The sequence below is a fragment of the Streptomyces sp. NPDC029139 genome (assembly GCF_055564335.1).
In genome coordinates this window covers 1-26,002 of the sequence record NZ_JBVHWN010000010.1, presented here as the reverse complement: position 1 = coordinate 26,002, position 26,002 = coordinate 1, and the positions used below count along the sequence as shown (strand labels likewise).

The following is a 26,002-nucleotide window of genomic DNA, read 5'->3' as shown; positions in this document are numbered from 1 at the left end:
CCCGCCCGAGGGCCCCGCACTCGCCCTTCCGGCACGGTTCACTTCCCGTTCACCCTCCCCCGTCGGCCGCTTCACCTGTTCTGCCTAATTTCGGCCGTACAAGGTGCACAAGCGCAGCGCTGCACCCACAACCCCGACACACGCCGCCGTAGAACGTTCAGGACACTGGGTCCGCGTCAGGCGGCTTCTGGAAGGAACACCCGAAAGTGAAGCTTTCGCGCAACAACGGGCTTCGCGCCTCCGCGATCGGTGCCCTCGTCGTCTCCGGTGCCCTCGTCCTGTCGGCGTGTGGTTCGGACGACAACACCGGCACGACCCCGAACGGCGGGAAGACGTCCACCGCGGCGTCGAACATCAAGTGCGACGACGCCAAGGGCCAGCTCCTCGCGGCGGGCTCCTCCGCGCAGAAGAACGCCATGGACCTCTGGGTCAAGAACTTCCAGGCCGCGTGCTCGGGCGTCGAGGTCAACTACCAGTCCATCGGCTCCGGCGGTGGCATCACCAAGTTCAACCAGGGCCAGGTCGCCTTCGCCGGCTCCGACTCCGCCCTGAAGGAAGAAGAGGTCGCCGCCTCGCAGAAGATCTGCAAGGGCGGCAAGGGCATCAACCTGCCGATGGTCGGTGGCCCCATCGCCATCGGTTACAAGCTCGACGGCGTGGACAACCTGGTCCTGGACGCCTCCACCATCGCCAAGATCTTCGACACGAAGATCACGAAGTGGAACGACCCGGCGATCGCCAAGCTCAACCCGGGCGCCAAGCTGCCCGACAGCAACATCCAGGCCTTCCACCGCTCCGACGAGTCGGGTACCACCCAGAACCTGGGCAAGTACCTCTCCACCGCCGCCGCGGCCGACTGGAAGCACGACCCGAAGGCGAAGTCGTGGCCCGCCCCCGGCGGCCAGGCCGCCAACGGCTCGTCCGGTGTCGCCGCCGCCGTCAAGGACGCCGAGGGCTCCATCGGCTACTTCGAGCTCTCCTACGCGACCGCCAACAAGATCTCCACGGTCTCCGTGAACACGGGCGCCGCCGCCCCGGTCGCGGCCACCACGGAGAACGCCTCGAAGGCCATCGCCGCCGCCAAGGTCAAGGGCACCGGCAGCGACATGGCCCTCTCCCTCGACTACGCCACCAAGGCCGAGGGCGCGTACCCGCTCGTCCTGGTCACGTACCAGATCGCCTGCGACAAGGGCAACAAGGCGGAGACCCTGCCGACCCTGAAGGCGTTCCTGAACTACGCGATCAGCGAGGACGGCCAGAAGGTCCTCAGCGAGGCGGGCTACGCCCCGATGCCGGCCGAGATCGCGACCAAGGTCCGCGAGATCGTCCCCACCCTGTCCTGATCCCCGGCCGGGCCCGGTCCGTCGGCCACCACCGACGGACCGGCCCGGCATCCGGTGCACCGCCGCCAGGAGCCCGTACATCTGTACCGGCTCCGCAGACCGGAGAGTCGGAATGGCTACGACAACACCCATAGAGAACGACGGGCGCGCCAAGGGCGCGACCCGCCCCGGAGACCGGATCTTCCTCGGTCTGTCCCGCGGATCGGGCATCACGCTCCTGGTGCTGATGGCCGCCATCGCGGGCTTCCTCACCTACCGCGCCGTCCTCGCGATCTCCAAGGACTCCACGAACTTCTTCACCACCTTCGAGTGGAACCCGGCCGGCGACCCGCCGGTCTTCGGCATCGCCGTCCTCGCCTTCGGCACGGTCGTCTCGTCGATCATCGCCATGGTCATCGCCGTGCCGGTGGCCATCGGCATCGCGCTGTTCATCTCGCACTACGCCCCGCGCAAGCTGGCCAAGCCGCTCGCGTACGTGGTCGACCTGCTCGCCGCCGTGCCCAGCATCATCTACGGCCTCTGGGGCGCGATCTTCCTGGTCCCGTACCTGGACGGCCTGAACCAGTGGCTCGACGAGTACCTGGGCTGGACGTACATCTTCGACAAGGCCAGCGACGGCGTCGCCCGCAACATGTTCACCGTGGGCATCCTGCTGGCGATCATGATCCTGCCGATCATCACCAACGTGACCCGCGAGGTCTTCCTCCAGGTCCCGAAGATGCACGAGGAGGCGGCCCTCGCCCTCGGCGCCACGCGCTGGGAGGTCATCCGGATGTCGGTCCTCCCCTTCGGCCGCTCCGGCATCATCTCCGCCTCGATGCTGGGCCTCGGCCGGGCGCTCGGTGAGACGATGGCAGTGGCCGTCGTGCTCTCGCCCAGCTTCGTCCTCTCGGGCCACCTGCTCGATCCGGGCGGCGGCACGTTCGCCCAGAACATCGCCGCCAAGTTCAACGAGGCGAACGAGTTCGGCCGGGACGCCCTGATCGCCTCCGGTCTGGTCCTGTTCGTCATCACCCTGCTGGTCAACGGCGCGGCCCGGTGGATCATCGCCCGCCGCAAGGAGTACTCGGGGGCCGCGGCATGAGCCACGCCATACAGGACCGTCCGCCCGTGAAGAGCCTGGTCACGCACGACCCGCTCAAGCACGCCCGGCTCCCGCGCTGGACCCCGTTCGCCATCGCCATCGGGTCGATCGCCGGCGGCGTCGGCCTCGGTCTCGCGGCCGGCTGGCACAGCCGGATCCAGTGGGGCCTGCTCGCCGCGCTGTTCTTCGTCGCCGCGACCTACGCGATCACCACCAAGGTCGAGGGCTCCCGCCAGGCCAAGGACCGGGTCGCGACCAGCCTCGTCTGGGTCTGCTTCGTCCTGGCCGTCATCCCGCTGCTGTCCCTCGCCTGGGTCACGATCAGCAAGGGCCTGGAAGTCCTCGACCCGTACTTCCTGACCCACTCGATGAACGGCGTCCTCGACGCCGAGGCGGGCGGCGGTGTCTACCACGCGCTGCTCGGCACGATCGAGCAGGTCGGCATCGCGACCCTGATCGCCGCGCCGATCGGCCTGCTGACCGCGGTCTACCTCGTCGAGTACGGCGGCGGAAGGCTCGCGCAGGCCGTCACCTTCTTCGTCGACGTCATGACGGGCATCCCGTCGATCGTCGCGGGTCTGTTCATCCTCGCCACCTGGAATCTGATGCTGGGCTTCGGGCCCTCCGGATTCGCCGGCGCGATGGCCCTCGCGATCCTGATGATGCCGGTCGTGGTCCGCTCCACCGAGGAAATGCTCAAGCTCGTCCCGAACGAGCTGCGCGAGGCCTCCCTGGCCCTCGGCATCCCGAAGTGGCGCACGATCCTGAAGGTGGTCCTGCCCACCGCGATCGGCGGCATCACCACGGGCGTCATGCTCGCGATCGCCCGCATCACCGGTGAGACGGCCCCCGTCCTGCTCCTCGTGTTCGGTACGAAGCTCATCAACCCGAACCCCTTCGAAGGCGCTCAGTCCTCCCTGCCGCTCTACGTGTACGAGCAGTACGCGGTCGGCACCGACGCAGCCGTGGCCCGCGCCTGGGGCGCCGCGCTCGTCCTGATCGCCTTCGTCATGATCCTCAACCTGGTGGCCCGCGGCATCGCCCGCTGGAAGGCCCCGAAGTCCGGCCGCTGACCGCGGTCACTCTGGAAGTGAATTGATATGGCCAAGCGAATCGACGTCAGCGGCCTCTCCGCCTACTACGGCGCCCACAAGGCGATCGACGACATCTCCATGACCGTCGAGCCCCGCTCGGTGACGGCCTTCATCGGCCCCTCCGGCTGCGGCAAGTCCACCTTCCTGCGCACCCTGAACCGCATGCACGAGGTCACCCCCGGTGGCCGCGTCGAGGGCAAGGTGATGCTGGACGACGAGAACCTGTACGGCTCCCACGTCGACCCGGTCGCGGTGCGCCGCACGGTCGGCATGGTGTTCCAGCGCCCCAACCCCTTCCCGACGATGTCGATCTTCGACAACGTGGCGGCGGGCCTGCGGCTGAACGGCCGGTACAAGAAGGCCGAGCTCAACGACATCGTCGAGCGTTCCCTCAAGGGCGCGAACCTCTGGAACGAGGTCAAGGACCGTCTGAACAAGCCGGGCTCCGGCCTCTCCGGCGGTCAGCAGCAGCGTCTGTGCATCGCCCGCGCGATCGCGGTCGAGCCCGACGTCCTGCTGATGGACGAGCCCTGCTCGGCCCTGGACCCGATCTCCACGCTGGCGATCGAGGACCTGATCGGCGAGCTGAAGGAGCGCTTCACGATCGTCATCGTGACGCACAACATGCAGCAGGCCGCCCGCGTCTCGGACCGCACGGCCTTCTTCAACCTGGCGGCCGTCGGCCAGCCGGGCAAGCTGATCGAGCTGGACGACACCGAGCGCATCTTCTCCAACCCGAGCGTCCAGGCGACCGAGGACTACATCTCCGGCCGCTTCGGATAGCCCACAGACCATGCGGCTCCGCCGCGTGGCGTCCTGCGGTGCTGCATGGCGGTGCCACCGCATGACGAAGGGCCCGCCCCCTCTACCCGAGGGGGCGGGCCCATTTCCGTACGGCTTCCGGGAACTACCCGAAGAACAGCTTCACCACGTAGTAGCTCACCGCCGCCACCAGCGCGGCCGCCGGCATCGTGATGAACCACCCCAGGATGATGTTCTTCGCGACGCCCCACCGGACCGCGTTCACACGCTTCGTGGCGCCCACACCCATGATCGCCGAGGTGATCACGTGCGTCGTCGAGATCGGCGCGTGGAACATGAACGAGGCCGTGTACATCACGGACGCCGCCGTGGTCTCCGCCGCGAAGCCCTGCGGCGGGTCCAGCTCGATGATCCGGCGGCCGAGCGTGCGCATGATGCGCCAGCCACCCGCGTACGTACCGAGCGACAGCATCACGGCACAGGCGATCTTCACCCAGGCCGGGATCGCGTCACCGGCCTGCTCGACATCGGCGATGACCAGGGCCATCACCACGATGCCCATCGTCTTCTGCGCGTCCTGCAGACCGTGCCCCAGCGCCATGCCCGCCGCCGACACCGTCTGGGCGATACGGAAGCCCCGCTTCGCCTTGCTCGGGTTCGCCTTGCGGAACATCCACAGGATCGCGCACATGACCAGGTAGCCGAGGAGCAGACCGACGACCGGCGAGATGAACATCGGGATGACGACCTTCTCGAGCACCCCGGACCAGATCACCTCGATCCCGCCCGCGAGCGCCGCGCCCACCATGCCGCCGAACAGCGCGTGCGAGGAGGAGGACGGAAGACCGAAGTACCAGGTGACCAGGTTCCAGACGATCGCGCCGACCAGCGCGGCGAAGAGGATGCCCATCCCCTTGCTGCCCTCGGGCGTCTCGATCAGGCCCTTGCTCACCGTCTTGGCGACGCCGCTGCCGAGGAACGCTCCGGCGAGGTTCATCACGGCGGCCATCGCCAGCGCCGCGCGCGGCGTCAGCGCCCGGGTCGAGACCGAGGTGGCGATGGCGTTCGCGGAGTCGTGGAACCCGTTCGTATACGTGAAGCCGAGCGCGACACCGATGGTCACGATCAGCGCAAAGGTGTCCACGAAGCCTCAGGACTCCTTGACCGCGATGGTCTCCACCGTGTTCGCCACGTGCTCGAAGGCGTCGGCCGCCTCTTCCAGCACATCCACGATCTGCTTGAGCTTGAGCACCTCGATGGCGTCGTACTTGCCGTTGAAGAGCGTCGCGAGAAGCTTGCGGTGGATCTGGTCGGCCTGGTTCTCGAGGCGGTTGACCTCGATCCAGTACTCGGTGAGGTTGTCCATCGTCCGCAGGTGCGGCATCGCCTCGGCGGTCAGCACGGCCGCGCGGGCCAGCACCTCGATCTGCTGCTCGACACCCTTGGGAAGCTCCTCGACGTTGTAGAGGACGACCAGGTCGACGGCCTCCTCCATGAAGTCCATGATGTCGTCGAGGGAGGACGCGAGGTTGTAGATGTCCTCGCGGTCGAACGGCGTGATGAAGGAGGAGTTCAGCTGGTGGAAGATCGCGTGGGTGGCGTCGTCACCGGCGTGTTCCGCTGCCCGCATCCGCTCCGCGATCTCGGCCCGGGCGGAGGTGTCCGCTCCGAGCAGTTCCATCAGGAGCTTCGAGCCGGTGACGATGTTGTCCGCGGACGCGGCGAACATGTCGTAGAAGCTCGTCTCCCTGGGGGTCAGACGAAATCGCACGTGGGGTCCTCGGGGTGCTGGGTTTCGGTCAGGCTGATGCTAGGCGCATCATCCGGCCACGGCTAACCGGCGTCCCTTCAGTGTCGCCCATCAGGCACAGTGATCTGCACGGGCCCCCGCCCGGATCGGCGGGGATCGGTACCATATACCCACGAGGGGTATACACACCCTTTCTGGACAACGGGAGGACGCGATGACGACCACCGAGGCGGCCGAGGGCATCCCCCAGCCCGTCGAGAGCGCTGTGCCCCTGACCGACCACGACCACGGCGTGCACGGCTACCACAAGCAGAAGGACGAGCACCTCAAGCGGCTGCGCCGGATCGAGGGCCAGATCCGCGGTCTGCAGCGGATGGTCGACGAGGACACGTACTGCATCGACATACTCACCCAGGTGTCGGCCTCCACGAAGGCCCTGCAGTCCTTCGCGCTCCAGCTTCTGGAGGAGCACCTGCGCCACTGCGTCGCCGACGCGGCGATGAAGGGCGGCGACGAGATCGAGGCGAAGGTCGAGGAGGCCACGAAGGCCATCGCCCGGATGATGCGCACCTGAGAGCCGGGTCCGGCCCGGCGGACGGCGCCGGCCCGACGCACGGGCCCGGCGGACCGCCCCGCCGGCCGGCGGGGGCGGGCCGGCCGGCGGGTCAGCACCGTTCGGCTCGCTCCGTCACGACCCTCAGCACCTCGTCGATCCGGGCCGCGCTGAGCCGCTCCCCGTCAGCGGCCGAGGCCGCGATGATCAGTTCGCCGCACAGTTCGATCTCGGCGAGAGCGACGCAGTCCTGGTCAGTGGGCACTGTCGCGGTACTGGGCGGAGCCACGCGCATTCACCTCTTCCTGCCGGCGTCGGTCTCCCAGCGTAGGGAGCGCGCCACGCACCGCGCATGACACGTCCGGACCATTTGGGAATGGCCTGCGCCCGCCTCCCGCTACGCCTTGATCCTCCCGGCGTAGATGTCCTTGCGGCTCGGCAGCCGTACGTCGACGGCGGCACCGAACCCGTACAGCAGCGTCGTGGACGCGACGGCGACCGTACGTCCCTGGTTGACGAAGCTGAACTGGTGGCGCACCTTGCGCAGCCGACCCTCGTGGTCCAGATACGCGTCGAAGGGCACGGAGTCCTTGGCGAACCCTTTCGCCGCCGCGGCCAGCGCCCCGCGCACCTGCGGCGAGGCGGCCCGGGCGGCCACGGCGATGTCGGTCACCCCGCGGTAGTGGCTGACTTTCACCCCCGCGAGATCGACCTCGCCGACGTACGTCACCCGCTGCGCGCCGCGCAGCAGCTCGGCGGCGGCGGCCGGGTCGGTGGCCCCGCCGGTGACGAGGTTGCCGTCGTCGAGGGTGGTGGTGTCCACCCGTACCCACTTGTCGGCCGGGACGCCGGCGCCGCGGTTCTTCATGTAGAGCGCGCCGGGCGCCAGCAGCTCGGTGATGGGCCGGTGCTCGGAGGCCCCGGCCGCGTCCTTGGGCAGGACGACCTGGAGCCGGCCGGTGCGCCGGCGGAAGTCGTACCCGCCCTCACCCCGGATGGTCACCCGGGTCCCGCCGGCCGCCATCTCCATGCTCGTACTCGCCTTGGAGGTGCCGGCCCGGGTCAGCACCTCGGCCGCGCCCCGCACGGTCCTCACCGGGTCGCCGCCCGGCTTGGAGTCCTCGGGGGCGGAGCACCCGCCCGAGGCCACCGCCCCGACCAGGGCCGCCGCGACGGCGAGGGAGCCGCCCCCGCGCCCGTACCGCTGCACCACCATCGCCTGCCAACCCCCAACGCCGTACCGCTGCTTGTCCGGGACCCGCCCGACCCCCTAACGACGGTCCCGGGCCACCCGTCACGCGCAGTACGGTGGATCCGTGCATCAGCAGGCCCCGCATCACACGACCACGACGGAACGCGGCTCCTTCGCGATGGCCCGGTGCAGCTGCGGCTGGACGGGCCCGGCACGCAGATCGCGGGACAAGGCCCGGTCGGACGCGGCGACGCACGCGGCCGAGGCACGACAGCCGACCGCCTAGCCGGCGGGGCCGCCCGCGCGACGAGGTCGCTCACGGGGAGGGAACCGCTCTCGGGGCCGGACCGATCGCGCGATCGGATCGCTCTCGCGGTCGGATCGCTCTCGCGGTCGGATCGCTCTCGCGGGGCCGGACCGCTCTCGAAGGCGGGCCCCCTGCGCGGTCAGGGGTCTTGGGCGGCAGGGGGTCTCAAGCGGCCAGGGCTCTCGAGCGGCAGGCGCTTTCGAGCGGTAGGGGCTCGGGGGCGGTCAGGACTCCGGCGCGGTCACGCGGCCAGGTCGTTCTCGCCGGATCCCAGGCGCGGCTCGGGGATGCCGAGCGTCTCGGGCTGCGGGCAGCGCTCGGCGGCGCTCCGGGAGCGGACCAGCCGCGCCCCGTGCCGGGAGCGGGCGACCGCGGACACGACCGGGGTCAGCAGGGCGTGGGCGACGGGGGCGAGGAGCAGCGTCACCGCCGTACCGAGAGCGAAGCCGCCGATGACGTCGGTCGGGTAGTGCACGCCCATGTAGACGCGGCAGAAGCCTTCGGCGAAGGCGAGGCCGATGGCGGCGAGGCCGAACTTCCGGTGGGCGACGAAGAGCCCCACACCGATGGCCATCGCCATGGTGGCGTGGTCGCTGACGAAGGAGAAGTCGGTCTTCCCGTCGACGAGGACGTCGAGACCGTCATGGTCCTTGAACGGCCGTGGTCGCTCGACGAACCCGCGGATGGGAATGTTGACGAGCAGCGCGATGCCCGCGGCCAGCGGGGCCCAGACGAGTCCCGAGAGAGCGGTGACGGAGTCGGTCAGGGTGCCGCGCCGACGGGCGCTCCACCAGCACCAGAGCGCGACGAGGACGAGGCCGAGCATGATCCCGTACTCGCCGACGAACCCCATGACACGGTCGAACCACGGCGGGGCTTCCCGCGCCAGCCCGTTGATGTCGTAGAGCAGGCTGACATCGGGGTTCGAACCGTCCGATGCGAGTCCAGCCATCTGCTGCGGCCCCTTGCCTTGTCACGTGAGTCGACCGTGGGCGGTCGGATCAGGAAACGAACCGCCTGAGGCGGACGTTCCGCTCTTCCTCGACGATCACCACGACGTTACCGAAGAGTGACACGTCGTCGCAGCTCAGGGCCTGTGCTTAACGGAGAGTTCCGGCCATGTCCGACAGCGCGTCAGGTCTGCGGCAGGTGCGTCGGGAGCGCCGCCGCGCCCTCCTGGGTGACCCGGGTCGCCCCGAAGTAGTCCGGAGTGTCGATCTTGGTGAAGCGGATCACGGCCCCGGTGCGCGGCGCGTCGATCATGTAACCGCCGCCGACGTAGATGCCGACGTGCCTGATGGCGCGCGAGTTGGTCAGGTCGTCGGAGAAGAAGACGAGGTCGCCCGGGAGCAGCTCGGCACGGGCGGGGTGGGGCCCCGCGTTGTACTGGTCGTTGGCGACGCGCGGCAGCTCGATCCCGACGGTCCGGTACGCCGCCTGTGTCAAGCCGGAGCAGTCGAATCGGCCATTCTGCGCGGCCGTTCCCGTCCCGCCCCACAGATAGGGCGTACCGAGCTTCTGCTGTGCGAAGTGGATCGCCCCGGCGGCCTGCCGCGAGGGATCGACCCGGCCCAGGGGCCGCGCGAAGCTCTTCTCCAGGGAGCGGATGATCCGCACGTAGTTCTGCGTCTCGCTGATGCGCGGCACCCCACCGGACTTTATGACCCGGTACGCCCCCGCGTTGTACGCGGCCAGCATGTTGTTCGTCGGGTCGCCCGGCACGTCCTTCACATAGCCGGCGAGCTCGCAGTCGTACGAGGCGGCGGACGGGATCGCGTCCGCCGGGTCCCAGACGTCCCGGTCGCCGTCCTTGTCTCCGTCGATGCCGTGACCCGCCCAGGTGCCGGGGATGAACTGGGCGATGCCCATGGCGTTGGCGGGCGAGACGATCCGCGGGTTCCAGCCGCTCTCCTGGTAGAGCTGCGCGGCGAGCAGGGCGGGGTTGATGGCGGGGCAGAGGTTCCCCCACTTCTGCACCAGCCCCTGGTACGCGGCCGGCACGGCGCCCTTGGCCAGTCCGACCGTGCCGTTCTTGGCGTTCCCCGCACCACCGAGGAGCCCGGCCGCGGCGGAGTACGTACCGACGACGAGCAGCGCGACGAAGCTGAGGCACGCCCCGAAGACCCCCGCGCCCACCAGCCACGCCTTGCGCGCCCCTCGCGCCTTACGCACCGTCAACCACCCCTAGGGTCTTGGCAGTCCATCCTCGCCAAGTCTAGGTGGCGGGAGGCGGTTCGGGGGGTGGCAAACGGGACGGACAGGAAGTGTCCGGAGGAGGCCGACGGCCCGCGCGGACGACACCGCCCGCACTACAGTGCGGCAGCGTGGACCCACTGAGACCCGGGCAGGACCCCGCGCGCATAGGCGACCACATCCTGCTCGGCCGGCTCGGGGCCGGCGGCATGGGCCAGGTGTACCTGGCGCGCTCGCCGGGCGGCGGGATGGTCGCGCTGAAGGTGATCCGGGAGGAGATCACCGGTCACCGGGAGGCGCTGGCGCGGTTCCGGCGGGAGGTCGCGACGGTACGGGCCGTCCGCAGCCCGCACACCGCGCAACTGGTCGACGCCTCGCTGGACGCGGCGCCGTACTGGCTGGCCACCGAGTACGTCCCCGGCCCCACCCTCCGTCAGGCCGTGGGCGCGCAGGGGTCGTTCCCGGCGGCGGAGTGCCGTCGGCTCCTCACGGCGCTCGCGGTGGCGCTGGAGAGCGTCCACGCGTACGGGATCACCCACCGGGACCTGAAGCCGCAGAACGTGATCCTGGCGGCCGACGGGCCCCGGCTGATCGACTTCGGCATCGCGCGGGGCTCGGACGACACGGCCCTGACGCGGACGGGCGCGGCGCCGGGGACGCCGGGGTTCACCGCGCCGGAGGTCCTGCTGCGCAACGAGACGTCGGCGGCGGCGGACGTCTTCGCGCTGGGCGCCACGATGGCGTACGTGACGACGGGCCGGCCGCCGTTCGGGGACGGGCCCGCCGAGGCCGTCTCCTACAGGGCGGTGCACGAGGAGATCGACCTGGCGGGCGGGACGGACCCCGATCCGGAGCTGATTGCGCTGATCCGGGCCTGCGTGGCCAAGGACCCCGCGGACCGCCCGGAGCTCGCGGAGGTGATCGCGCGGTGTGGCCCGCGAGACGGGGGCACGGCGCTGTCGCCGACACGGGTCGACGCCCCTGCCGATCCGGCGGGGGATATGGGCGCGGATCCGGCGAGGGATCCGGCGAGGGATCCGGCGGCGGAGACGGATGAGGCGTCGGCTCGTGCGCGGCGCGGCCGTGGTGGGTGGTGGGGGACGGGGGCGCTGGTCCTCGCGCTGGCCGGCGTGGTGGGCACGGCCGCGTGGCAGGGCTGGGGTGAGGGGGACGGTGGGGACGGTGGGGGCGGAGGCAAGGACAGGGGCGCGGAGGCCGCGTCGTCCCAGCCGGTGGAACCGACCGGCCCGACCCGCCCGACCCCGACCCCGACCCCGTCCGCGTCCGTGGTCGAGTCGGCGTCCGAGGTCCGCTGGGCGCTGTCGAAGGACCCGAAGCAGGCGCGGCTGGGCGCCGGGGAGTGCGACCGCCCGCCCGAGGGCGGCCCCTCCGGCAGCACCTCGTCGACCTCGGTCACGTACCGCTCGGGCTCTCCCTCGGCCGAGGTGAGGCTCGCGTTCTCGGGCGGGGCGCCCTACCGCCTGGTGGTCGGCGTGAAGCCGCCCGGCGCCGAGGGGTTCGGCTTCACCTCCGCTCCGCTGCGGGTCGGCGGGGCGGAGAAGACCCTCACGTACCCCGGGGACTTCGCGGGGGCGCCGCCGGTGACGTCGAAGGACGGGGACTGGACGGTGGTCGCCTACCGGGCGGACGGCGACGACCGGACCGAGTGGCGGCGCTTCGGCTGCACGGGCTTCCACACGCCGCCGACCCGGCCCTAGGTGTATTGCTCCGGGGCGTTGCCCCGGGTCACGCCTCGTCCGCGCCGCCCTCACTTCCGCTTCAGGACCTCCACGAGGCTGGAGCTGCTGTCCTGCCCGTACCCCGCTTCGACGCCGCGCCGGAAGAGGTCGACGACGGCGGCGGGGAGCGCCCCGTCGACGCCCGCGTCGGTGATGGTGTGCAGGACGTGTTCGGTGCTCGCGAGACCCATCGCGAGCCGGTCGACGTCACCGGAGTGGTCACCGGCGTCGACGCGTGGTGCGTAGAACTCCACGAACTGCTTCAGGTCCAGGGCGTTGACGGCGTACGGCAGGATGTCGCCGGCCTTGAAGCCGTGCGCGTCGGCGAGGGCGAGAGCCTGCCAGTAGCCGCTGAGGGCGGTCCAGAACATGACCATGTTGAGCTGGTAGAACAGCGCGGCCAGCCCGGGGTCCTCCCCCCGGTAGTCCGTGCCGGTGAGCACTTCGAGGGTGGGGCGGTGGGCCTCGAAGACCTCGCGCGGGCCGCTGTAGAAGGCGGAGGAGCCGGGCCGGCCGATGCCGGACGGCGGCACGAGCACCCCGCCGGTGAGCTGGACCGCGCCCCGCTCCCGCGCCCAGGCCGCGGCCTCCTGGGCCCGAAGCGGTGTGTCGGAGCTGAGGTTGACGAGAACCCGGCCGGACAGGACGGCGGGGTCCACACCCTCCAGTACGTCGTACAGCGCCGCGTAGTCGGTGAGGCTGACCACCACCAGCTCGTTGGCCGCCACGGCCTCGGCGGGCGTGGCCGCGAGGACGGCCCCACGGCGTACCAGCTCGTCGGCGCGGGAGGCGGTGCGGTTCCACAGGGTGACCTGGTGGCCGCGGTCGAGGAAGGTGGCGGCCATGGCCTGTCCCATGGGGCCGAGGCCGATGACGGTGACGGAGTTCTTGGGCATGCGGAAAATCCCCTCGTGTGGGTGGTCTAGAACGAGCGCTCTATCTAGCGAGCAGGACCGAAGCTAGCACAGGTCTAAAACGAACGCTCTAATTAATTCCTGGATAGACTGCTCCGCATGCAGACCAGCAGCGCCGGCACCCCCACCGCCGGCAACAACCCCAGCGGGACCCGCGACCGGATCGTCGTCGCCGCCTCGCGCCTCATCCAGCGCCAGGGCTACGTCGGCACGGGCATCAAGCAGATCGCCCAGGAGGCGGAGGCCACCCTCGGCTCCGTCTACCACTTCTTCCCGGGCGGAAAGGAGGCCGTGGCCGTGGCGGCGATGGAGCACGGCCGCGAGGAGTTCGCCGCGCTGCTGCGCACCGCCCTGGACAGCGAGGACTCCCCCGGCGCCGCGGTCGACGCCTGCGCCCGCCTCCTGGCCACGGAACTCCGCGCCTCCGGCTGGACCGACGGCTGCCCCGTCACCGCGGCCGCCCTGGAGACCCTCGGCACCGACAACCCGATCCAACGCGCCTGCGCCGAAGCCCTGCTGGCCTGGCAGAGGCTGGTCACCGACAAGCTCCTCGGCTGCGGCTTCCCCGACCCCGAGGCCGAGTCCCTCGCGGCGACGGTCATCAACACCCTGGAGGGCGCGGAGGTCTCCGCCCAGCTCACCCGCTCGGAGACGCCCCTGCTCCTGGCCGGCCGCCACCTCTCACGCCTGATCGCCTCGTACGCCTGACGCGGCCCGACCAGGGCGCCGCCACCACCCCAAGAGTGCAACAACGACAGTCATTGCCCGGAGTCACCCTCCGTGATACACAGAGTGACCATACGCTTCTTCGTAGAGAAACCGGCCACACCGCCGCAGGTCAAGGCGGTCAGATCGGTCATGCGTGCGGGGATCGGGTAAAGAGAGCCGTCAAGCCGTCACACGCGAGCGGTTTCATCAGCGAAGATAGGGCGATGACCCATGCCATGAGGCAAGGGCGACGAACTACCCAACAGGGGCGGTGAGTTACATGTACCTGGCGGCCGAGAAGGGCGACATCACCACCATCATCGGTGGAATCGCCCCGAACTGGGGGCCTTTCGGGAGCCTGGGCAATGAAGCCAAGGTGATGATCGAGGTCGTGATGGCCGTGGCCATCCTGCTCTGCCTCGGCATCGCCATCTGGGGTGCGGCAAAGCAGCGCATCGGCGCGACCGCCCTCAGGGACACGTTCAGCGCCGAGCAGGGCAAGGGCCTGATCGTGGCCGGTCTGACCGGAGTCTTCATCATCGGATCACTCGGGACGCTGTTCACGATCGTGTACGGGATGGCCGTCTAACCACCGAGGTCACGTTCCCTGATGTCCAGTCAGCACACCGCGCCCGCGCGGAAACCAGCACGGCTTCTGTCGTACCCGCGAACGGTTGAGGGGGCGTACCCGTCATGAGCCTCGGCGACGACAACGACGGCTTCGGCGGCTCGGGCCAGACCCGCACGCGCCTCCCCGAGGGCGGCACCGGCGACGTCTACGGCGGCGCCCGCCGCCCACCGGCGCGCGCCTCGCGGTCGCTCATCACGGTCGTGGGCGTGGTGGTCCTGCTGATCGCCGCGATCGCCTTCGCGAACAGAGGCGGCACCGGCGACACCACCGGCGACAACGCCTCGGCCTCCTCCGCCACCCCGGGCGCCCAGGCCCCCACGGCGGCGACGGGCGTCCGCCCGGTGACGGGCAAGAACGGCACGATCCCGATGGGCTTCGCCCACGACGAACAGGGCGCCCAAAGCGCGGCCGTGAACTACTCCGTACCGCTCGGGTCCGCGGACATGTTCGTGGCCTCCCGCCGCCACGAGATCATCAACTCGGTCTACACGCCGGAAGCTGCCGCCGAACGGGGCGACGACCTGGACAAGGTCTACTCGGACAAGGGATTCCTCGCCCGCATCGGCCTGCAGGAGGACGGCACGGTTCCGAGCGGGATGACGTTCATCTCTCGGGTCATCCCCGTGGGCTCGAAGATGGAGAGCTACAGCAACGACCGGGCCACGGTCGCGGTCTGGTTCTCGTCCCTGTTCGGCATGGCCGGCGAGGGATCCAAGAACCCCGTGTCCGAGAGTTGGTACACGACCACGTACCAATTGCAGTGGGTCAACGGCGACTGGAAGGTGACGGACTTCGACCAGAAGGACGGACCGGTGCCTGTCGGCCGCGATCAGAGGGCCTCAGGCGCAGAGGAGATGGCCGACGCCGTCGACCAGTTCGGGGGATTCACTTATGCCCGCTAAGCGTCCGCCTCGCACGCTCACCATTGTCGCCGCCGCAGCGGTGCAGAGCTCGCTGGTACTGATCGGAGGTGGCCGTGCCTTCGCGGCCCCGACGCCGACTCCCAGCCCGAGCACGAGCAACGACCCGTGCGACCTCATCCGCGGCCCCGCCAGGGAGTACTGCGACACCGGCGAATCCAGCGGATCCGGCCGCACCGGGCTCGAGGACCCCACCACCGCCCTCGACCCCCTCTCCTCCCTCGCCCGCGGCTGCGCCGACGCCGCCGTCGCCATCGTCGACAAGCTCTCCCAGGCCGTCAAAGAGTCCGCCGACGTCGACTTCACCAACCTCGAGTTCCTCGGCCGCTACGCCATCGTCTTCGCCGCCGCCACCTTCCTCACCCTCCTCCTCTGGCTCCTCGCCGTCGCCAAGCGCGCCATCCGCGGCGTCCCCCTCACCACCGCCATCTCCGAGGCCATCGGCTTCCTCTGGCTGACCGTCCTCGCCTCCGCCTTCACCCCGCTCATCCTCTACACCGTCGTCAACGCCACCGACGCCGTCACCGAGGTCATCGCCTCCGGCACCGGCCAGCAGACCGACGTCTTCTTCGGCAGCTTCAAGGAAGCCCTCCAGAAGGGCGACAGCATCGCTGGCGGGCCCATCATGCTGATCATCGTGTCCCTGGTGAGTGTCCTCGCCGCCGGCGTGCTCTACCTCGAACTGTTCCTGCGTGCCGTCCTGCTCTACGTCGGCGCCCTCCTCGGCGTCGTCGTCTACGCCGGGCTCGTCGACAAGAACATGTGGGGCCACGTCCGCCGCTGGGCCGGGATCATGATCGCGGTGATCCTCGTCAAGCCGGTCATCGTCATCGTCCTCGGCCTCGCCGGAGCACTCTCCTCCGGAACCGGGCCCGACTCGTTCTCCGCCGTCGTCTCCGGCCTCGCGATCATCCTGCTCGCCATCTTCGCCTCCGCCATGATCTACCGCTTCGTCCCCGGCTTCGGCGACGAGATCGTCGCCTCCCGCAACAACCGCCTGCACCGCGCCGGCGAGAACGCGGCCGCCGCCGTCATCTCCTCCCCCGCCTCCCTCGTCTCCCAGGGCATCAAGACCCACAGCGCCCGCGGCGACGGCGGCGGGAACCAGTCCCCGAACAGCGGCGGCGCAGCACGGCCCGCGAACCCCCTCGCCGGCGGTGTCGCCGCCCACAGCAGCCGCGGGGGCTCGGCCGGGGGCGGCGGCGGAACTGTCCCCTCCGCCGCACCCCCGCCCCGTAGCAGCAGCCCCACGTCAGGCACCCCGCACAGCAGCCGCAAGAACACAGGAAGCACAGGAGGTGGAGGGCGTTGACGACCCAGTCCCAGCCGGTCACGCCCCGCCGTACGTATCTCATCGGCCGCGCCCGGCCGAACGCGATCGTCGGCAAGAACCGCGAGACCGGCGAGATCGCCCTGATCATCGCCGGTGCGTTCCTCGGCATGATGAGCGGACTCCTCGTCCCCGTCCTCACCCTGCGGATCGTGCTGCTCACCGGCTTCCCGATGCTCGCGCTCGCCGCCGTGTACGTCCCGTACAAGCACCGCACCTTCTACAAGTGGTTCGAGATCAACCGCAGCTACAAGCGGAGCCTCAAGCGCGGCACCGCCTACCGGTCCACCGCCGCCGAAGCCGGCACCCGGCTCGACGGCCGCGAGGTCGAGGTCGGCCCACCGCCCGGCATCGGCCGGATCAACTGGCTCTCCGCGCCCTTCGGCCCCGACGAGATCGCCGTCCTCCTCCACGCCGACCGCCGCACCGTCACCGCCGCCATCGAGATCGAGGGCCCCGGCGTCGGCCTGCGCGACAGCGAGGACCAGGAAGCGCTGGTGGACCGTTTCGGCACCCTGCTGAAGCACGTCGCCAACGGAGACGGCTTCGTCACCCGCCTCCAGATGCTCGCCCGCACCCTCCCCGCCGACCCCGACGCCCACGCCAAGGACGTCGGCCAGCGCGGCGACCCCAACGCCCCGGCCTGGCTCCAGGAGTCGTACGAACAGCTCCAGTCGATGGTCTCCACCTCCAGCGAGCAACACCGCGCCTACCTCGTGGCCTGCATGCACTACACCCGCGAACTCGCCGCCGAGGCCAACGCCATGGCCCGCGCCGCCCGCCACACCTCCGGCGCCCGCAGGCTCGACCGCGACGCCGGCCTCGCCGTCGTCATGGCCCGCGAACTCACCGACATCTGCGCCCGTCTCGCCGAGGCCGACATCCGCGTCCGCCAGCCCCTCGGCCAGTCCCGCCTCGCCTCCCTCGTGCACTCCATGTACGACCCGGACCACCCCATCGACCACATCCAGGCCATGACGAAACGAAACGCTTGGCCGGCCGAACTCGACGCCATGGAGCCCACCTATCTCCAGGCCAAGACCCGCGAGTCCTCCACCCGCGCCCCCTGGTGCCACGCCACCGCCTGGGTGAAGGAGTGGCCGATGACCCCCGTCGGCGTCAACTTCCTCGCCCCGCTCCTCGTCCACACCCCGGACGTGATCCGTACGGTCGCCGTGACCATGGACCTCGAACCCACCGAGGTCGCCATCGAGCGGATGCTCACCGAGAAGACCAACGACGAGGCCGAGGCATCCCGCCAGGCCAAGATGAACCGCACCGTCGACCCGCGCGACATCGCCGCGCACGGGCGGCTCGACCAGCGGGGCGAAGACCTGGCCAGCGGCGCCGCCGGCGTCAACCTCGTCGGGTACATCACCGTCTCGTCGCGCTCGCCCGAGGCCCTGGCCAGGGACAAGCGCACGATCAGGGCCTCCGCCGGCAAGTCGTACCTGAAGCTGGAGTGGTGCGACCGCGAGCACCACCGGGCCTTTGTGAACACGTTGCCGTTCGCGACCGGCATCCGCCGCTAGCCACTAGCCGCCAGCCACGCCAGCCGCTAAGGGGCCCGTGCACATGCGAGATCCACTCTCCGCCCTCACCGAGGCGTTCACCTCCTTCCTCTTCGGGAAGGTGGAGACGACCCGGCTCCCCGTCCGTACCTCCACCGGACAGGCCCAGGCCGTCTACCTCCCGACGGCCGCCCCCGGCCTCGGCGACTCCGGCGTGATCATCGGCCGCGAGGTCTACAGCGGCAAGGGCTACATCTACGACCCCTTCCAGCTGTACGGCCAGCAGCTCCCGGCCCCCCACTGGCTCGTGCTCGGCGAGTCCGGCAACGGCAAGTCCGCGCTGGAGAAGACCTACGTCCTGCGCCAGTTGCGCTTCCGCGACCGCCAGGTCGTCGTCCTCGACGCCCAGGGCGAGGACGGCGTCGGCGAATGGAACCTCATCGCGCAGGAGCTGGGGATAACTCCCATCCGCCTCGACCCGATGGTCGCCGTCGACGCCGGCATCCGGCTCAACCCGCTCGACCCCTCGATCACCACGACCGGGCAGCTCGCCCTGCTCCGTACGATCATCGAGGTCGCGATGGGCCACGGCCTCGACGAGCGCGCCGGCTTCGCGCTCAAGGTCGCCCACGCCTACGTCAACACACACATCACCGACCGCCAGCCGATCCTCACCGACATCGTCGAGCAGCTCCGTCACCCCAAGGAGGAGTCGGCGGAGGCGATGAACGTCGACATAGACGACGTACGCGCCTGGGGCCTGGACGTCGCACTCGTCCTCGACCGGCTGGTCGACGGCGACCTGCGCGGCATGTTCGACGGCCCGACCACCGTCGGCATCGACCTCGACGCGCCGCTCATCGTCTTCGACCTGTCCCACATCGACCGCAACTCCATCGCCATGCCCATCCTCATGGCGATCGTCGGCGTGTGGCTGGAGCACACCTGGATCCGCCCCGACCGGAAGAAGCGCATCTTCCTGGTCGAGGAGGCCTGGCACATCATCAACAGCCCCTTCGTGGCCCAGCTGTTCCAGCGACTGCTGAAGTTCGGCCGCCGGCTCGGCCTGTCCTTCGTCGCCGTCGTGCACCACCTCTCGGACGTCGTCGACGGCGCGGCGGCACGGGAGGCCGCGGCCATCCTCAAGATGGCCTCGACCCGCACCATTTATGCCCAGAAAGCCGACGAGGCCCGCGCCACCGGACGCGTCCTCGGCCTGCCACGCTGGGCGGTCGAGATCATCCCGACACTCACCCCCGGCATCGCCGTCTGGGACGTCAACGGCAATGTCCAAGTGGTCAAACACCTCATCACCGAGAAGGAACGGCCGCTCGTCTACACCGACCGCGCCATGACGGAGTCCTCCGTCGACCCGTCCATCGACGCCGAACTGGAATGGGAGACGGAACAGCGCGCCGCCCTCATCGAGCAGCACCTCAACGACCCCTCGCAGTCGACGGTGGCATGACGTGCGGAAGGACGAACGACAAGGGGGCATCCCCGACGGACTGGTGGTCGGCCTCGTCGGTTTCGTCCTCGGGCTGACCGTGCTCGTGTGGACGGCGACCGGCCTGGCCGCCGTCCTCTCCAAGGGCGCCTGGCCGGCCGGGGTCACCTTCGCCAGAACCCCCATGGCCGTACGCGCCCTGATCGGCAGCCCGCAGGACCTGCCGGCCGCCTGGCCCGACACCCCGGCGGGCGAGCTGCCGGGGTACGGGCTGTTCTGGGGACTGCTCATCGGCGAGCTGATGGTGCTGGTGGTCCTCACGATCTTCGTGGTGGGGACACTGGCGCGCTGGAGAGCGGTACGGGCGAGCAGGCGTGCCGCGTACGGGTACGGGCAGGGTTACGGCACACCAATGGCAGCCAGCGCCGCCGCCACGGAGTGGACACCCGCGCCCGCCACGGAGCCCCCGCCCTCCCAGCCGGCCCCGCACCCCATCCCTCAGCCCGCCCAGCCCGCCCAGCGACCCGTTTCCCAGCCCGCCCCGCAACCGGCCCCCGCCCAGGCAGAGGCCCCCGAGCCCGTCGTCCCGGCGCCCCGCACCGCCCCCGGCCTCCTCTTCGGCGCCCCCGCCACCCGCCGCCCCGCCGCGCTCCAGGCCGTCCAGGACGCCGAAGGCCCCGCGCTCGTCGTCACCTCCGACCCCACGGTCTGGGCCGACACCAAGGACGCCCGCGGCAAGCTCGGCCCCGTCCTCGTCTACGACCCCGGCCACCTCTGCGACACCCCGGCCCGCCTCCACTGGTCACCGTCCGACCACTGCGAGGACCCCGCCACGGCCCAGGAACGGGCGATCGCGCTCCTCGCCCCCGTACGCCCGCCGTCCCGTCTGGACGCCGCCGTCGCCGACACCGCCGAAACGCTCCTGCGCTGCTGGCTGCACGCCGCGGCCCTGGACGGCCGCCCGTTCAAGCAGGTCCACCGCTGGGCCCAGGGCGCGGGCGCCCACGAGCCCGTACGCATCCTCCGCACCCACCCCAAGGCCGCCGCCGGTCACGCCGGACTCCTGGAGTCCGCGCTCACCGCGCACGCGGAACGCCGGGAGATCGCCCAGGAACTGACGGCCCGTACCCTCTCCGCGCTCTCCTCCATCCACATCAGGGACGCCTGCACACCGAATCGAACGGATTCCCTGACCCTGGAATCTTTCGTGGCGGAGGGGGGCACCCTTTATGTGGTGGGCGAACCGATCGAGGACCCGCGCACCCACCCGGGCGCGATGCCTCTGCTCACCGCCCTCACCGCAAGCGTGGTCGAGCGCGGCCGCCGCATGGCCGCACGGTCATCCGACGGTCGCCTCGACCCACCACTGACGCTCGTCCTCGACGACGTCGCCGCGGTGGCTCCCCTTCCCCGGCTCCCGGAGCTCCTGGCCGACGGCCAGGACCAGGGCCTGCCGACCCTGGCCCTGCTCCGCTCCCAGGAACAAGCCCGCGCCCGCTGGCCCGAGCCGCTCCCCCAGACCTAGCGTCTCCAGACCCGGCGCCTCCAGACCTAGCGTCTCCAGACCTGGCGGCTCCAGTAGCGCACGGTCCCGCCCTACGCGCCGAGCACCGGCCGCCGGATCTCGTACTCCACCTCACGCGCCGACTCGTCCCCCGGCATGGGCACGGTCTCCCCCGACGGCACGAAACCGAACCGCCGGTAGAAGGCGCGGGCCCGCGCGTTGGCCTCGTGCACGTACAGCCGCACCCGCTGGATCTCCGGCGCCGGCAGCGACCAGGACCACTCCACGCCCGCCCGGAAGAGCGCCTCCGTCACCCCGGTCCCGCGCGCCTCCGGCCGTACGTACACCCCCACCATGTGCGTCTGGTCGATCTTCGCCGGCTCCCCGAACCGCACCTCGTCCGCCGGCCGCTCCACCAGCACCGAGATCGTGCCCGCCCACGTCCCGTCCGGCGCCTCGGCCACGAACTGACGGGCACCCGTACCGCCTTCGGCCGCCCCCTCGGTCCGCTCCCGCCAGAACGCGTCGGGCCGGGTCACGGCCACGTCGTACGTCTCCAGGAAGGCCAGGTGCGCCACCGGGTCCCGCAGGGCGGCGAGCCGAATCTCGCGCGCCCGCTCCCACTCGTCGGCGCGAATCGCGCGTATCAGATAGTCCATGGCCCGATCCTCACCGCTGCCGGCCACCCCCCACAAACCCATATCCCCGTCGTACCGCGGTACTACGTCCCCCCGCCCCGCTGCCACCCACGGTCGGACGATCCGCGGCCGCCCGCTCCGTAGCGTCGTGGACATGATCCGAGCAGAAGGACTCACCAAGCGGTACGGCGCCAGGACCGTCGTCGAGGACCTCGGCTTCACCGTCCACCCCGGCACGGTCACCGGCTTCCTCGGCCCCAACGGCGCAGGGAAATCCACCACCCTGCGCATGCTCCTCGGCCTCGACGCCCCGACCCGCGGCCGCTCCACCATCGGCGGCCGCGCCTACGCCGCCCACCCCGCGCCCCTCACCCAGGTCGGCGCGCTCCTGGAGGCCCGTTCGATCCACCCCGGCCGCTCCGCCCACCACCACCTCATGGCACTCGCGCACACGCACGGCATCCCGCGCTCCCGCGTCGAGCACGTCCTCGGCCTCACCGGTCTGACCGAGGTCGCCCGCCGCCGCGTCAAGGGCTTCTCACTCGGCATGGGCCAGCGCCTCGGCATCGCCGCCGCGCTCCTGGGCGACCCGCAGGCCGTCGTCCTCGACGAGCCCGTCAACGGCCTGGACCCGGAAGGCGTGCTGTGGATCCGCACGCTGCTCAAGTCCCTGGCGGCCGAGGGCCGTACGGTCCTGGTCTCCTCCCACCTGATGAGCGAGATGGCCCTGACCGCCGACCATCTCATCGTCATCGGCAAGGGCCGGCTCCTCGCCGACACGACCGTCGAGGCCCTCGTACGGGAGTCGGGAGGCGCCTCGGTCAGGGTGGTCACCCCCGAACCGACGCGGCTGCGGGCGCTGCTCCCGGAGGCCCGCGTCACCGAGGAGTCCCCCGGCACCCTCCGCATCACCGGAGTGGACTCCGTACGGATCGGCAGCACCGCCGCCGACCACGGCATCCCCCTGCACGAACTCACCCCTCGGACCGCCTCCCTGGAACAGGCGTTCATGGACCTCACCCGCGACTCGGTCGAATACCAGGGAGCAGCCGCATGAGCACCCCCGCCACCCCCGCGATCACCGCTCCCCGCGTCCTGCGCTCCGAGTGGCACAAGCTGTGGACGGTCCGCTCGACCTGGATCACCGTCCTCACCTCGGTCGCGTTCCTCCTCGGCGTCGGCATCCTCATGGGCGCCACCTACACCTCCGACGGCGGCGACTCCGACGTGGACACCGTCGTCCTCACCCTCTACGGCTCCCAGCTCGGCGGAATCTGCCTCGCCGTCCTCGGCATCCTGGTCACCGCCGGCGAGTACGCCACCGGCCTCGTCAGAGCCTCGCTGACCGCCGTCCCGCGCCGCACGCCGATCCTGTGGGCGAAGGCCGCGGTCTTCACGGCAGTCGTCCTCACGGTCTCCTTCATGACCGCCCTGACCACCTTCCTCACCGCGCAGATCTTCCTCTCCGGCACCGACCAGGCGGCCGCCCTCACCGACGACGGCGTCCTCGCCGCCATCGCCGGCAACGCCACCGGCGTCACCCTGCTCGCCCTCATCGCCCTCGGCCTCGGCGCCGCGCTGCGCTCGGTGCCGGGCGCCATCGGGGCCTTCGTCGGCGGCGTGCTGATCCTCCCCGAGGTCCTCGGCATGCTTCCGTACGACGCGGTCGAGACCGCGCTCAGGTACTTCCCCACCCAGGCCGCCGGGGCCCTCGGTTCCGCCGACCCGATGCCCGGCGCGGCCTCCCCGGGCGCCGCCCTGCTCGCCCTGTGCCTGTGGGCGGCGGCCGCCCTGATCGTCCCGGCCGTCCTGCTGAAGCGCCGAGACGTCTGAGCCCGTGCCGTACGAGGATGAGCTGGTGATCACGGAGAAGCGGCCCGGCACGGAAACGGAACCCCTCAGCCGGTACATCCAGCGGCTGACCCAGCGCGCCCGGGCCTTCGACACCCGCCGCCCCTGGGTCTGGGACGGACTGCTCACCGCCTTCTGGACGATCGCCGCCCTGATCGACGCGGCGGGCGGCTGGCGGAGCATCGCCCGCGACCCGTCCGTCCCGGTCTGGCTGGTCCTCGCCCTGAGCCTGACGTTCTCGGTCCCGCTCCTGTGGCGCCGCCGCCGGCCCCTGCTCGTCCTCGCCGTGATGGCGTGCGCCTCGCTCGTCAGCCACTGGACCGGCGCCTTCCTCCAGGCCGGCTTCCTCCAGGCGGTCGCCGTCTTCGGCATCACCCTGCGACTGCCCCTCCGCGCCCTCTGGTGGGCGCTCGCCCTGATCACCCCGCCCTTGGTGGTCGGGGCGATCCGCTTCCCGCAGGGAAGCTGGGACCAGCAGGTCGTCCCGACCCTGTGGGCGTACGCGATGGTCGCCCTCCTCGGCATCGCGGTCCGCTCCCGCAAGGACTACACGGCCGCTCTCGTCGACCGGGCCCGCCGTCTCGAGATCGAGCGGGACCAGCAGGCCCAGCTGGCGGCGGCCGCCGAACGCACCCGGATCGCCCGCGAGATGCACGACATCATCGGCCACAACCTCTCGGTCATCACCGGCCTCGCGGACGGCGGACGGTACGCGGCGGCCAAGAGCCCCGAGCAGGCCGCCCAGGCCCTCGACGCCATCGGCACCACCAGCCGCCAGGCCCTCGCCGAACTCCGCCGCCTGCTGCGCGGTGAGGCCGTACGCGACCCGCAGCCGACGCTGGCCGACCTGGACGCACTGATCGCCGGTGTACGGACGGCAGGACTGCCCGTACACCTGACGATCCGCGAAGAGCCCGCACCCGAGGCCCAACCCCTCCCGCCGGGAGCGCAGCTGACGGTCTACCGCGTCGCCCAGGAAGCACTGACGAACACGCTCAAGCACGCCGGCCCGGAGGCCGAGTCCTCCGTCCTCCTCTCCTACGGCCCGCGGGACGTGACGCTCTCGGTGACCGACACGGGCGGCACGGGCGGCACGGGCCACGCCATCGTCGGAACGGGCCAGGGAGTTACAGGCATGCGCGAGCGCGCCGCCCTCTATGACGGCACACTCGAGGCGGGTCCGCTGCCGACCGGTGGCTGGCGCGTACGGCTCCGCATCCCCCTGGAGGAATTCCCCTCGTGACGACGGTGCTCATCGCGGACGACCAGCCGATGCAACGCTTCGGTTTCCGCATGCTGTTGGAGAGTCAGGACGACATGACGGTCGTGGGTGAGGCAGCGAACGGCACCGAGGCGATCCGCCTCGTGGACCGCCACCACCCCGATGTCGTCCTGATGGACATCCGGATGCCGGGCCTGGACGGCATCGAGGCCACGCGCCGCATCATCGCCACCGGCGCCCGCACCCGGGTCCTGATCGTCACGACCTTCGATCTCGACGAGTACGCGTACGAGGGCCTGCGCGCCGGCGCCAGCGGCTTCCTGGTCAAGGACGCCCAGCCGGAGGAGCTCCTGTCGGGCATCCGCGCGGTCGCCGGCGGCGACGCGGTGGTGGCGCCGAGCCTGACCCGCCGTCTCCTGGACGCGTACATCCACCATCTGCCGGCCACAGCGGGCCCCCCGCGTGAGGACCCCCGCCTGTCGGCCCTCACGGACCGCGAGCGGGAGATCCTCACGGTGGTCGGCCAGGGCTGGACGAACACGGAGATCGCGAGCCGCCTCCACCTCGCGGAGTCCACGGTGAAGACGCACGTGAGCCGCATCCTGGCGAAGACGGGCGCCCGGGACCGCGTCCAGGCCGTGATCCTGGCGTACGACGCCCAGCTGGTCACCCCGGGCCGGCCGTGAGCTTCCACATGCATCTCCGTGCGACGGCGGAGCACGAGATCCGGGACGACCACGCCTGGCTGACGGACTTCATGGACGTGGCCTGGGAGAGGCTGGAGCGTGAGTACGAGGAGGGCATCGCCGCGTCCGTCGAGAAGGACTTCGGCCCCCTCAACGACCTCTATCTCGCCGGCGCCTCGCCGAGCCGTGAACTTCCGGTCTTCGGCGGCCGCATCGTCCACGATCCGACCGGAAGCCGGCCCCCGTTCGCGCTCCTCACCCCGTCCCAGGTGACCGCGACCGCGGACCTTCTCGCGAGCGTCTCCTTCGAGGCCCTGTGGGAGGTGGCGGGACCGGCCCTCACTGCCCCGTATGCCCTGTGGGACGACCCGGAGACCGCGGCGAAGGGTACCTACCTCGCCCATCACACCGCCCTCCGCGCCCTCTACACCCGCGCTGCTGGAGCGAGGTGCGCCGTGGTGAAGGCCTTTTGGTACTAGAGCTCGCACCGGCCGGCGACAGCCTCCGAAAGGGGGCTGAAGTGCTCTGAACGCAGAAAAGCCCCGCACCATAAGGTGCGGGGCTTTCCCACAATGATTGTTCGGCGGCGTCCTACTCTCCCACAGGGTCCCCCCTGCAGTACC

The 26,002-nt window shown here is 70.8% G+C and carries 27 protein-coding genes; 19 read left to right on the top strand and 8 right to left on the bottom strand.

Annotated features, from left to right (window positions below; all coding sequences use genetic code 11):
• Nucleotides 1-206 precede the first annotated feature (206 nt).
• The 4 genes from pstS to pstB all read left to right on the top strand — a co-directional run bounded on the left by pstS (nucleotide 207) and on the right by pstB (nucleotide 4,304).
• The gene (gene pstS, locus ACZ4VW_RS21945) at nucleotides 207-1,343 is read left to right on the top strand and encodes a phosphate ABC transporter substrate-binding protein PstS (RefSeq protein ID WP_467964878.1); all 1,137 of its coding nucleotides are present in this window, start codon (nucleotides 207-209) and stop codon (nucleotides 1,341-1,343) included.
• Nucleotides 1,344-1,455: 112 nt separating this feature from the next.
• The gene (pstC, locus tag ACZ4VW_RS21940) at nucleotides 1,456-2,427 is read left to right on the top strand and encodes a phosphate ABC transporter permease subunit PstC (protein WP_467964875.1); all 972 of its coding nucleotides are present in this window, start codon (nucleotides 1,456-1,458) and stop codon (nucleotides 2,425-2,427) included.
• Complete coding sequence (gene pstA / locus ACZ4VW_RS21935) at nucleotides 2,424-3,500, top strand: phosphate ABC transporter permease PstA (RefSeq protein ID WP_467964873.1); 1,077 nt, start codon at nucleotides 2,424-2,426, stop codon at nucleotides 3,498-3,500. The genes pstC and pstA overlap by 4 nt, the downstream gene beginning before the upstream one ends.
• A 27-nt stretch (nucleotides 3,501-3,527) precedes the next feature.
• Nucleotides 3,528-4,304, top strand: coding sequence for a phosphate ABC transporter ATP-binding protein PstB (pstB, locus tag ACZ4VW_RS21930; RefSeq protein ID WP_467964870.1), 777 nt, complete (start codon nucleotides 3,528-3,530; stop codon nucleotides 4,302-4,304).
• 124 nt (nucleotides 4,305-4,428) lie between these two features.
• Here pstB and ACZ4VW_RS21925 read toward each other — a convergent pair whose 3' ends face one another.
• Complete coding sequence (locus ACZ4VW_RS21925; protein WP_467964867.1) at nucleotides 4,429-5,427, bottom strand: inorganic phosphate transporter; 999 nt, start codon at nucleotides 5,425-5,427, stop codon at nucleotides 4,429-4,431.
• A 6-nt stretch (nucleotides 5,428-5,433) separates the two neighbouring features.
• On the bottom strand, nucleotides 5,434-6,054 hold the full coding sequence (locus tag ACZ4VW_RS21920) for a DUF47 domain-containing protein (protein ID WP_361858055.1): 621 nt from the start codon (nucleotides 6,052-6,054) through the stop codon (nucleotides 5,434-5,436).
• Nucleotides 6,055-6,247: 193 nt separating this feature from the next.
• On the opposite strand from ACZ4VW_RS21920, the gene ACZ4VW_RS21915 reads away from it, so the two are divergent.
• Nucleotides 6,248-6,607, top strand: coding sequence for a metal-sensitive transcriptional regulator (locus ACZ4VW_RS21915; RefSeq protein WP_467964865.1), 360 nt, complete (start codon nucleotides 6,248-6,250; stop codon nucleotides 6,605-6,607).
• A 91-nt stretch (nucleotides 6,608-6,698) separates the two neighbouring features.
• Here ACZ4VW_RS21915 and ACZ4VW_RS21910 read toward each other — a convergent pair whose 3' ends face one another.
• Together ACZ4VW_RS21910 and ACZ4VW_RS21905 are read right to left on the bottom strand one after the other, a co-directional pair.
• Entirely contained in the window at nucleotides 6,699-6,881 is a 183-nt protein-coding gene (locus tag ACZ4VW_RS21910; RefSeq protein ID WP_467964863.1) for a hypothetical protein, read from the bottom strand.
• 102 nt (nucleotides 6,882-6,983) lie between these two features.
• Nucleotides 6,984-7,802 (bottom strand): SCO4651 family lipoprotein, encoded by an 819-nt coding sequence (locus ACZ4VW_RS21905; protein WP_467964860.1) that lies wholly within the window; start codon nucleotides 7,800-7,802, stop codon nucleotides 6,984-6,986.
• Between the two features lie 100 nt (nucleotides 7,803-7,902).
• Here ACZ4VW_RS21905 and ACZ4VW_RS21900 point away from each other — a divergent pair, with 100 nt between their 5' ends.
• Complete coding sequence (locus ACZ4VW_RS21900) at nucleotides 7,903-8,064, top strand: hypothetical protein (protein WP_467964858.1); 162 nt, start codon at nucleotides 7,903-7,905, stop codon at nucleotides 8,062-8,064.
• A gap of 262 nt (nucleotides 8,065-8,326) precedes the next feature.
• On the opposite strand, the gene ACZ4VW_RS21895 is transcribed toward ACZ4VW_RS21900, so the two are convergent.
• Together ACZ4VW_RS21895 and ACZ4VW_RS21890 are read right to left on the bottom strand one after the other, a co-directional pair.
• Entirely contained in the window at nucleotides 8,327-9,037 is a 711-nt protein-coding gene (locus ACZ4VW_RS21895) for a phosphatase PAP2 family protein (protein WP_467964856.1), read from the bottom strand.
• A gap of 182 nt (nucleotides 9,038-9,219) precedes the next feature.
• Nucleotides 9,220-10,257, bottom strand: coding sequence for a C40 family peptidase (locus tag ACZ4VW_RS21890; RefSeq protein ID WP_467964854.1), 1,038 nt, complete (start codon nucleotides 10,255-10,257; stop codon nucleotides 9,220-9,222).
• Nucleotides 10,258-10,409: 152 nt separating this feature from the next.
• On the opposite strand from ACZ4VW_RS21890, the gene ACZ4VW_RS21885 reads away from it, so the two are divergent.
• On the top strand, nucleotides 10,410-11,996 hold the full coding sequence (locus ACZ4VW_RS21885) for a serine/threonine-protein kinase (protein WP_467964852.1): 1,587 nt from the start codon (nucleotides 10,410-10,412) through the stop codon (nucleotides 11,994-11,996).
• 50 nt (nucleotides 11,997-12,046) lie between these two features.
• Here ACZ4VW_RS21885 and ACZ4VW_RS21880 read toward each other — a convergent pair whose 3' ends face one another.
• The gene (locus ACZ4VW_RS21880; RefSeq protein WP_467964850.1) at nucleotides 12,047-12,913 is read right to left on the bottom strand and encodes an NAD(P)-dependent oxidoreductase; all 867 of its coding nucleotides are present in this window, start codon (nucleotides 12,911-12,913) and stop codon (nucleotides 12,047-12,049) included.
• A 117-nt stretch (nucleotides 12,914-13,030) separates the two neighbouring features.
• On the opposite strand from ACZ4VW_RS21880, the gene ACZ4VW_RS21875 reads away from it, so the two are divergent.
• The 7 genes from ACZ4VW_RS21875 to ACZ4VW_RS21845 all read left to right on the top strand — a co-directional run bounded on the left by ACZ4VW_RS21875 (nucleotide 13,031) and on the right by ACZ4VW_RS21845 (nucleotide 21,003).
• Nucleotides 13,031-13,639 (top strand): TetR/AcrR family transcriptional regulator, encoded by a 609-nt coding sequence (locus tag ACZ4VW_RS21875; protein ID WP_467964848.1) that lies wholly within the window; start codon nucleotides 13,031-13,033, stop codon nucleotides 13,637-13,639.
• A gap of 280 nt (nucleotides 13,640-13,919) precedes the next feature.
• Nucleotides 13,920-14,228 (top strand): hypothetical protein, encoded by a 309-nt coding sequence (locus ACZ4VW_RS21870; RefSeq protein ID WP_024757447.1) that lies wholly within the window; start codon nucleotides 13,920-13,922, stop codon nucleotides 14,226-14,228.
• Nucleotides 14,229-14,332: 104 nt separating this feature from the next.
• Nucleotides 14,333-15,172 (top strand): DUF8175 domain-containg protein, encoded by an 840-nt coding sequence (locus tag ACZ4VW_RS21865; RefSeq protein WP_467964846.1) that lies wholly within the window; start codon nucleotides 14,333-14,335, stop codon nucleotides 15,170-15,172.
• Complete coding sequence (locus ACZ4VW_RS21860; RefSeq protein ID WP_467964844.1) at nucleotides 15,162-16,502, top strand: hypothetical protein; 1,341 nt, start codon at nucleotides 15,162-15,164, stop codon at nucleotides 16,500-16,502. Before ACZ4VW_RS21865 ends, ACZ4VW_RS21860 begins: the two co-directional genes overlap by 11 nt.
• Entirely contained in the window at nucleotides 16,499-18,052 is a 1,554-nt protein-coding gene (locus tag ACZ4VW_RS21855; protein WP_467964842.1) for an SCO6880 family protein, read from the top strand. Before ACZ4VW_RS21860 ends, ACZ4VW_RS21855 begins: the two co-directional genes overlap by 4 nt.
• Nucleotides 18,053-18,095: 43 nt before the next feature.
• A complete protein-coding gene (locus tag ACZ4VW_RS21850; protein ID WP_467964840.1) occupies nucleotides 18,096-19,499 on the top strand; it encodes an ATP-binding protein in 1,404 nt (467 codons plus the stop codon).
• A 1-nt stretch (nucleotide 19,500) separates the two neighbouring features.
• A complete protein-coding gene (locus ACZ4VW_RS21845; protein WP_467964838.1) occupies nucleotides 19,501-21,003 on the top strand; it encodes a type IV secretory system conjugative DNA transfer family protein in 1,503 nt (500 codons plus the stop codon).
• 71 nt (nucleotides 21,004-21,074) lie between these two features.
• On the opposite strand, the gene ACZ4VW_RS21840 is transcribed toward ACZ4VW_RS21845, so the two are convergent.
• Nucleotides 21,075-21,641 (bottom strand): GNAT family N-acetyltransferase, encoded by a 567-nt coding sequence (locus tag ACZ4VW_RS21840; protein WP_467964836.1) that lies wholly within the window; start codon nucleotides 21,639-21,641, stop codon nucleotides 21,075-21,077.
• 133 nt (nucleotides 21,642-21,774) lie between these two features.
• Between ACZ4VW_RS21840 and ACZ4VW_RS21835 the strand changes: the two genes are divergently transcribed.
• From ACZ4VW_RS21835 to ACZ4VW_RS21815, 5 genes are read left to right on the top strand one after another with little or no spacing between them, the layout of a single operon-like run.
• Nucleotides 21,775-22,677, top strand: a complete 903-nt coding sequence (locus ACZ4VW_RS21835) for an ATP-binding cassette domain-containing protein (RefSeq protein WP_467964834.1) — start codon at nucleotides 21,775-21,777, stop codon at nucleotides 22,675-22,677.
• Nucleotides 22,674-23,453 (top strand): ABC transporter permease, encoded by a 780-nt coding sequence (locus tag ACZ4VW_RS21830; RefSeq protein WP_467964832.1) that lies wholly within the window; start codon nucleotides 22,674-22,676, stop codon nucleotides 23,451-23,453. Before ACZ4VW_RS21835 ends, ACZ4VW_RS21830 begins: the two co-directional genes overlap by 4 nt.
• 4 nt (nucleotides 23,454-23,457) lie before the next feature.
• Nucleotides 23,458-24,714, top strand: a complete 1,257-nt coding sequence (locus ACZ4VW_RS21825; RefSeq protein ID WP_467964830.1) for a sensor histidine kinase — start codon at nucleotides 23,458-23,460, stop codon at nucleotides 24,712-24,714.
• Nucleotides 24,711-25,379 carry a response regulator gene (locus ACZ4VW_RS21820; protein ID WP_467964828.1) on the top strand — a complete coding sequence of 223 codons (669 nt, stop codon included), beginning with the start codon at nucleotides 24,711-24,713 and terminating at the stop codon, nucleotides 25,377-25,379. Before ACZ4VW_RS21825 ends, ACZ4VW_RS21820 begins: the two co-directional genes overlap by 4 nt.
• Before the next feature lie 8 nt (nucleotides 25,380-25,387).
• Nucleotides 25,388-25,858 carry a DUF1877 family protein gene (locus tag ACZ4VW_RS21815; protein ID WP_467964826.1) on the top strand — a complete coding sequence of 157 codons (471 nt, stop codon included), beginning with the start codon at nucleotides 25,388-25,390 and terminating at the stop codon, nucleotides 25,856-25,858.
• Nucleotides 25,859-26,002 lie beyond the last annotated feature (144 nt).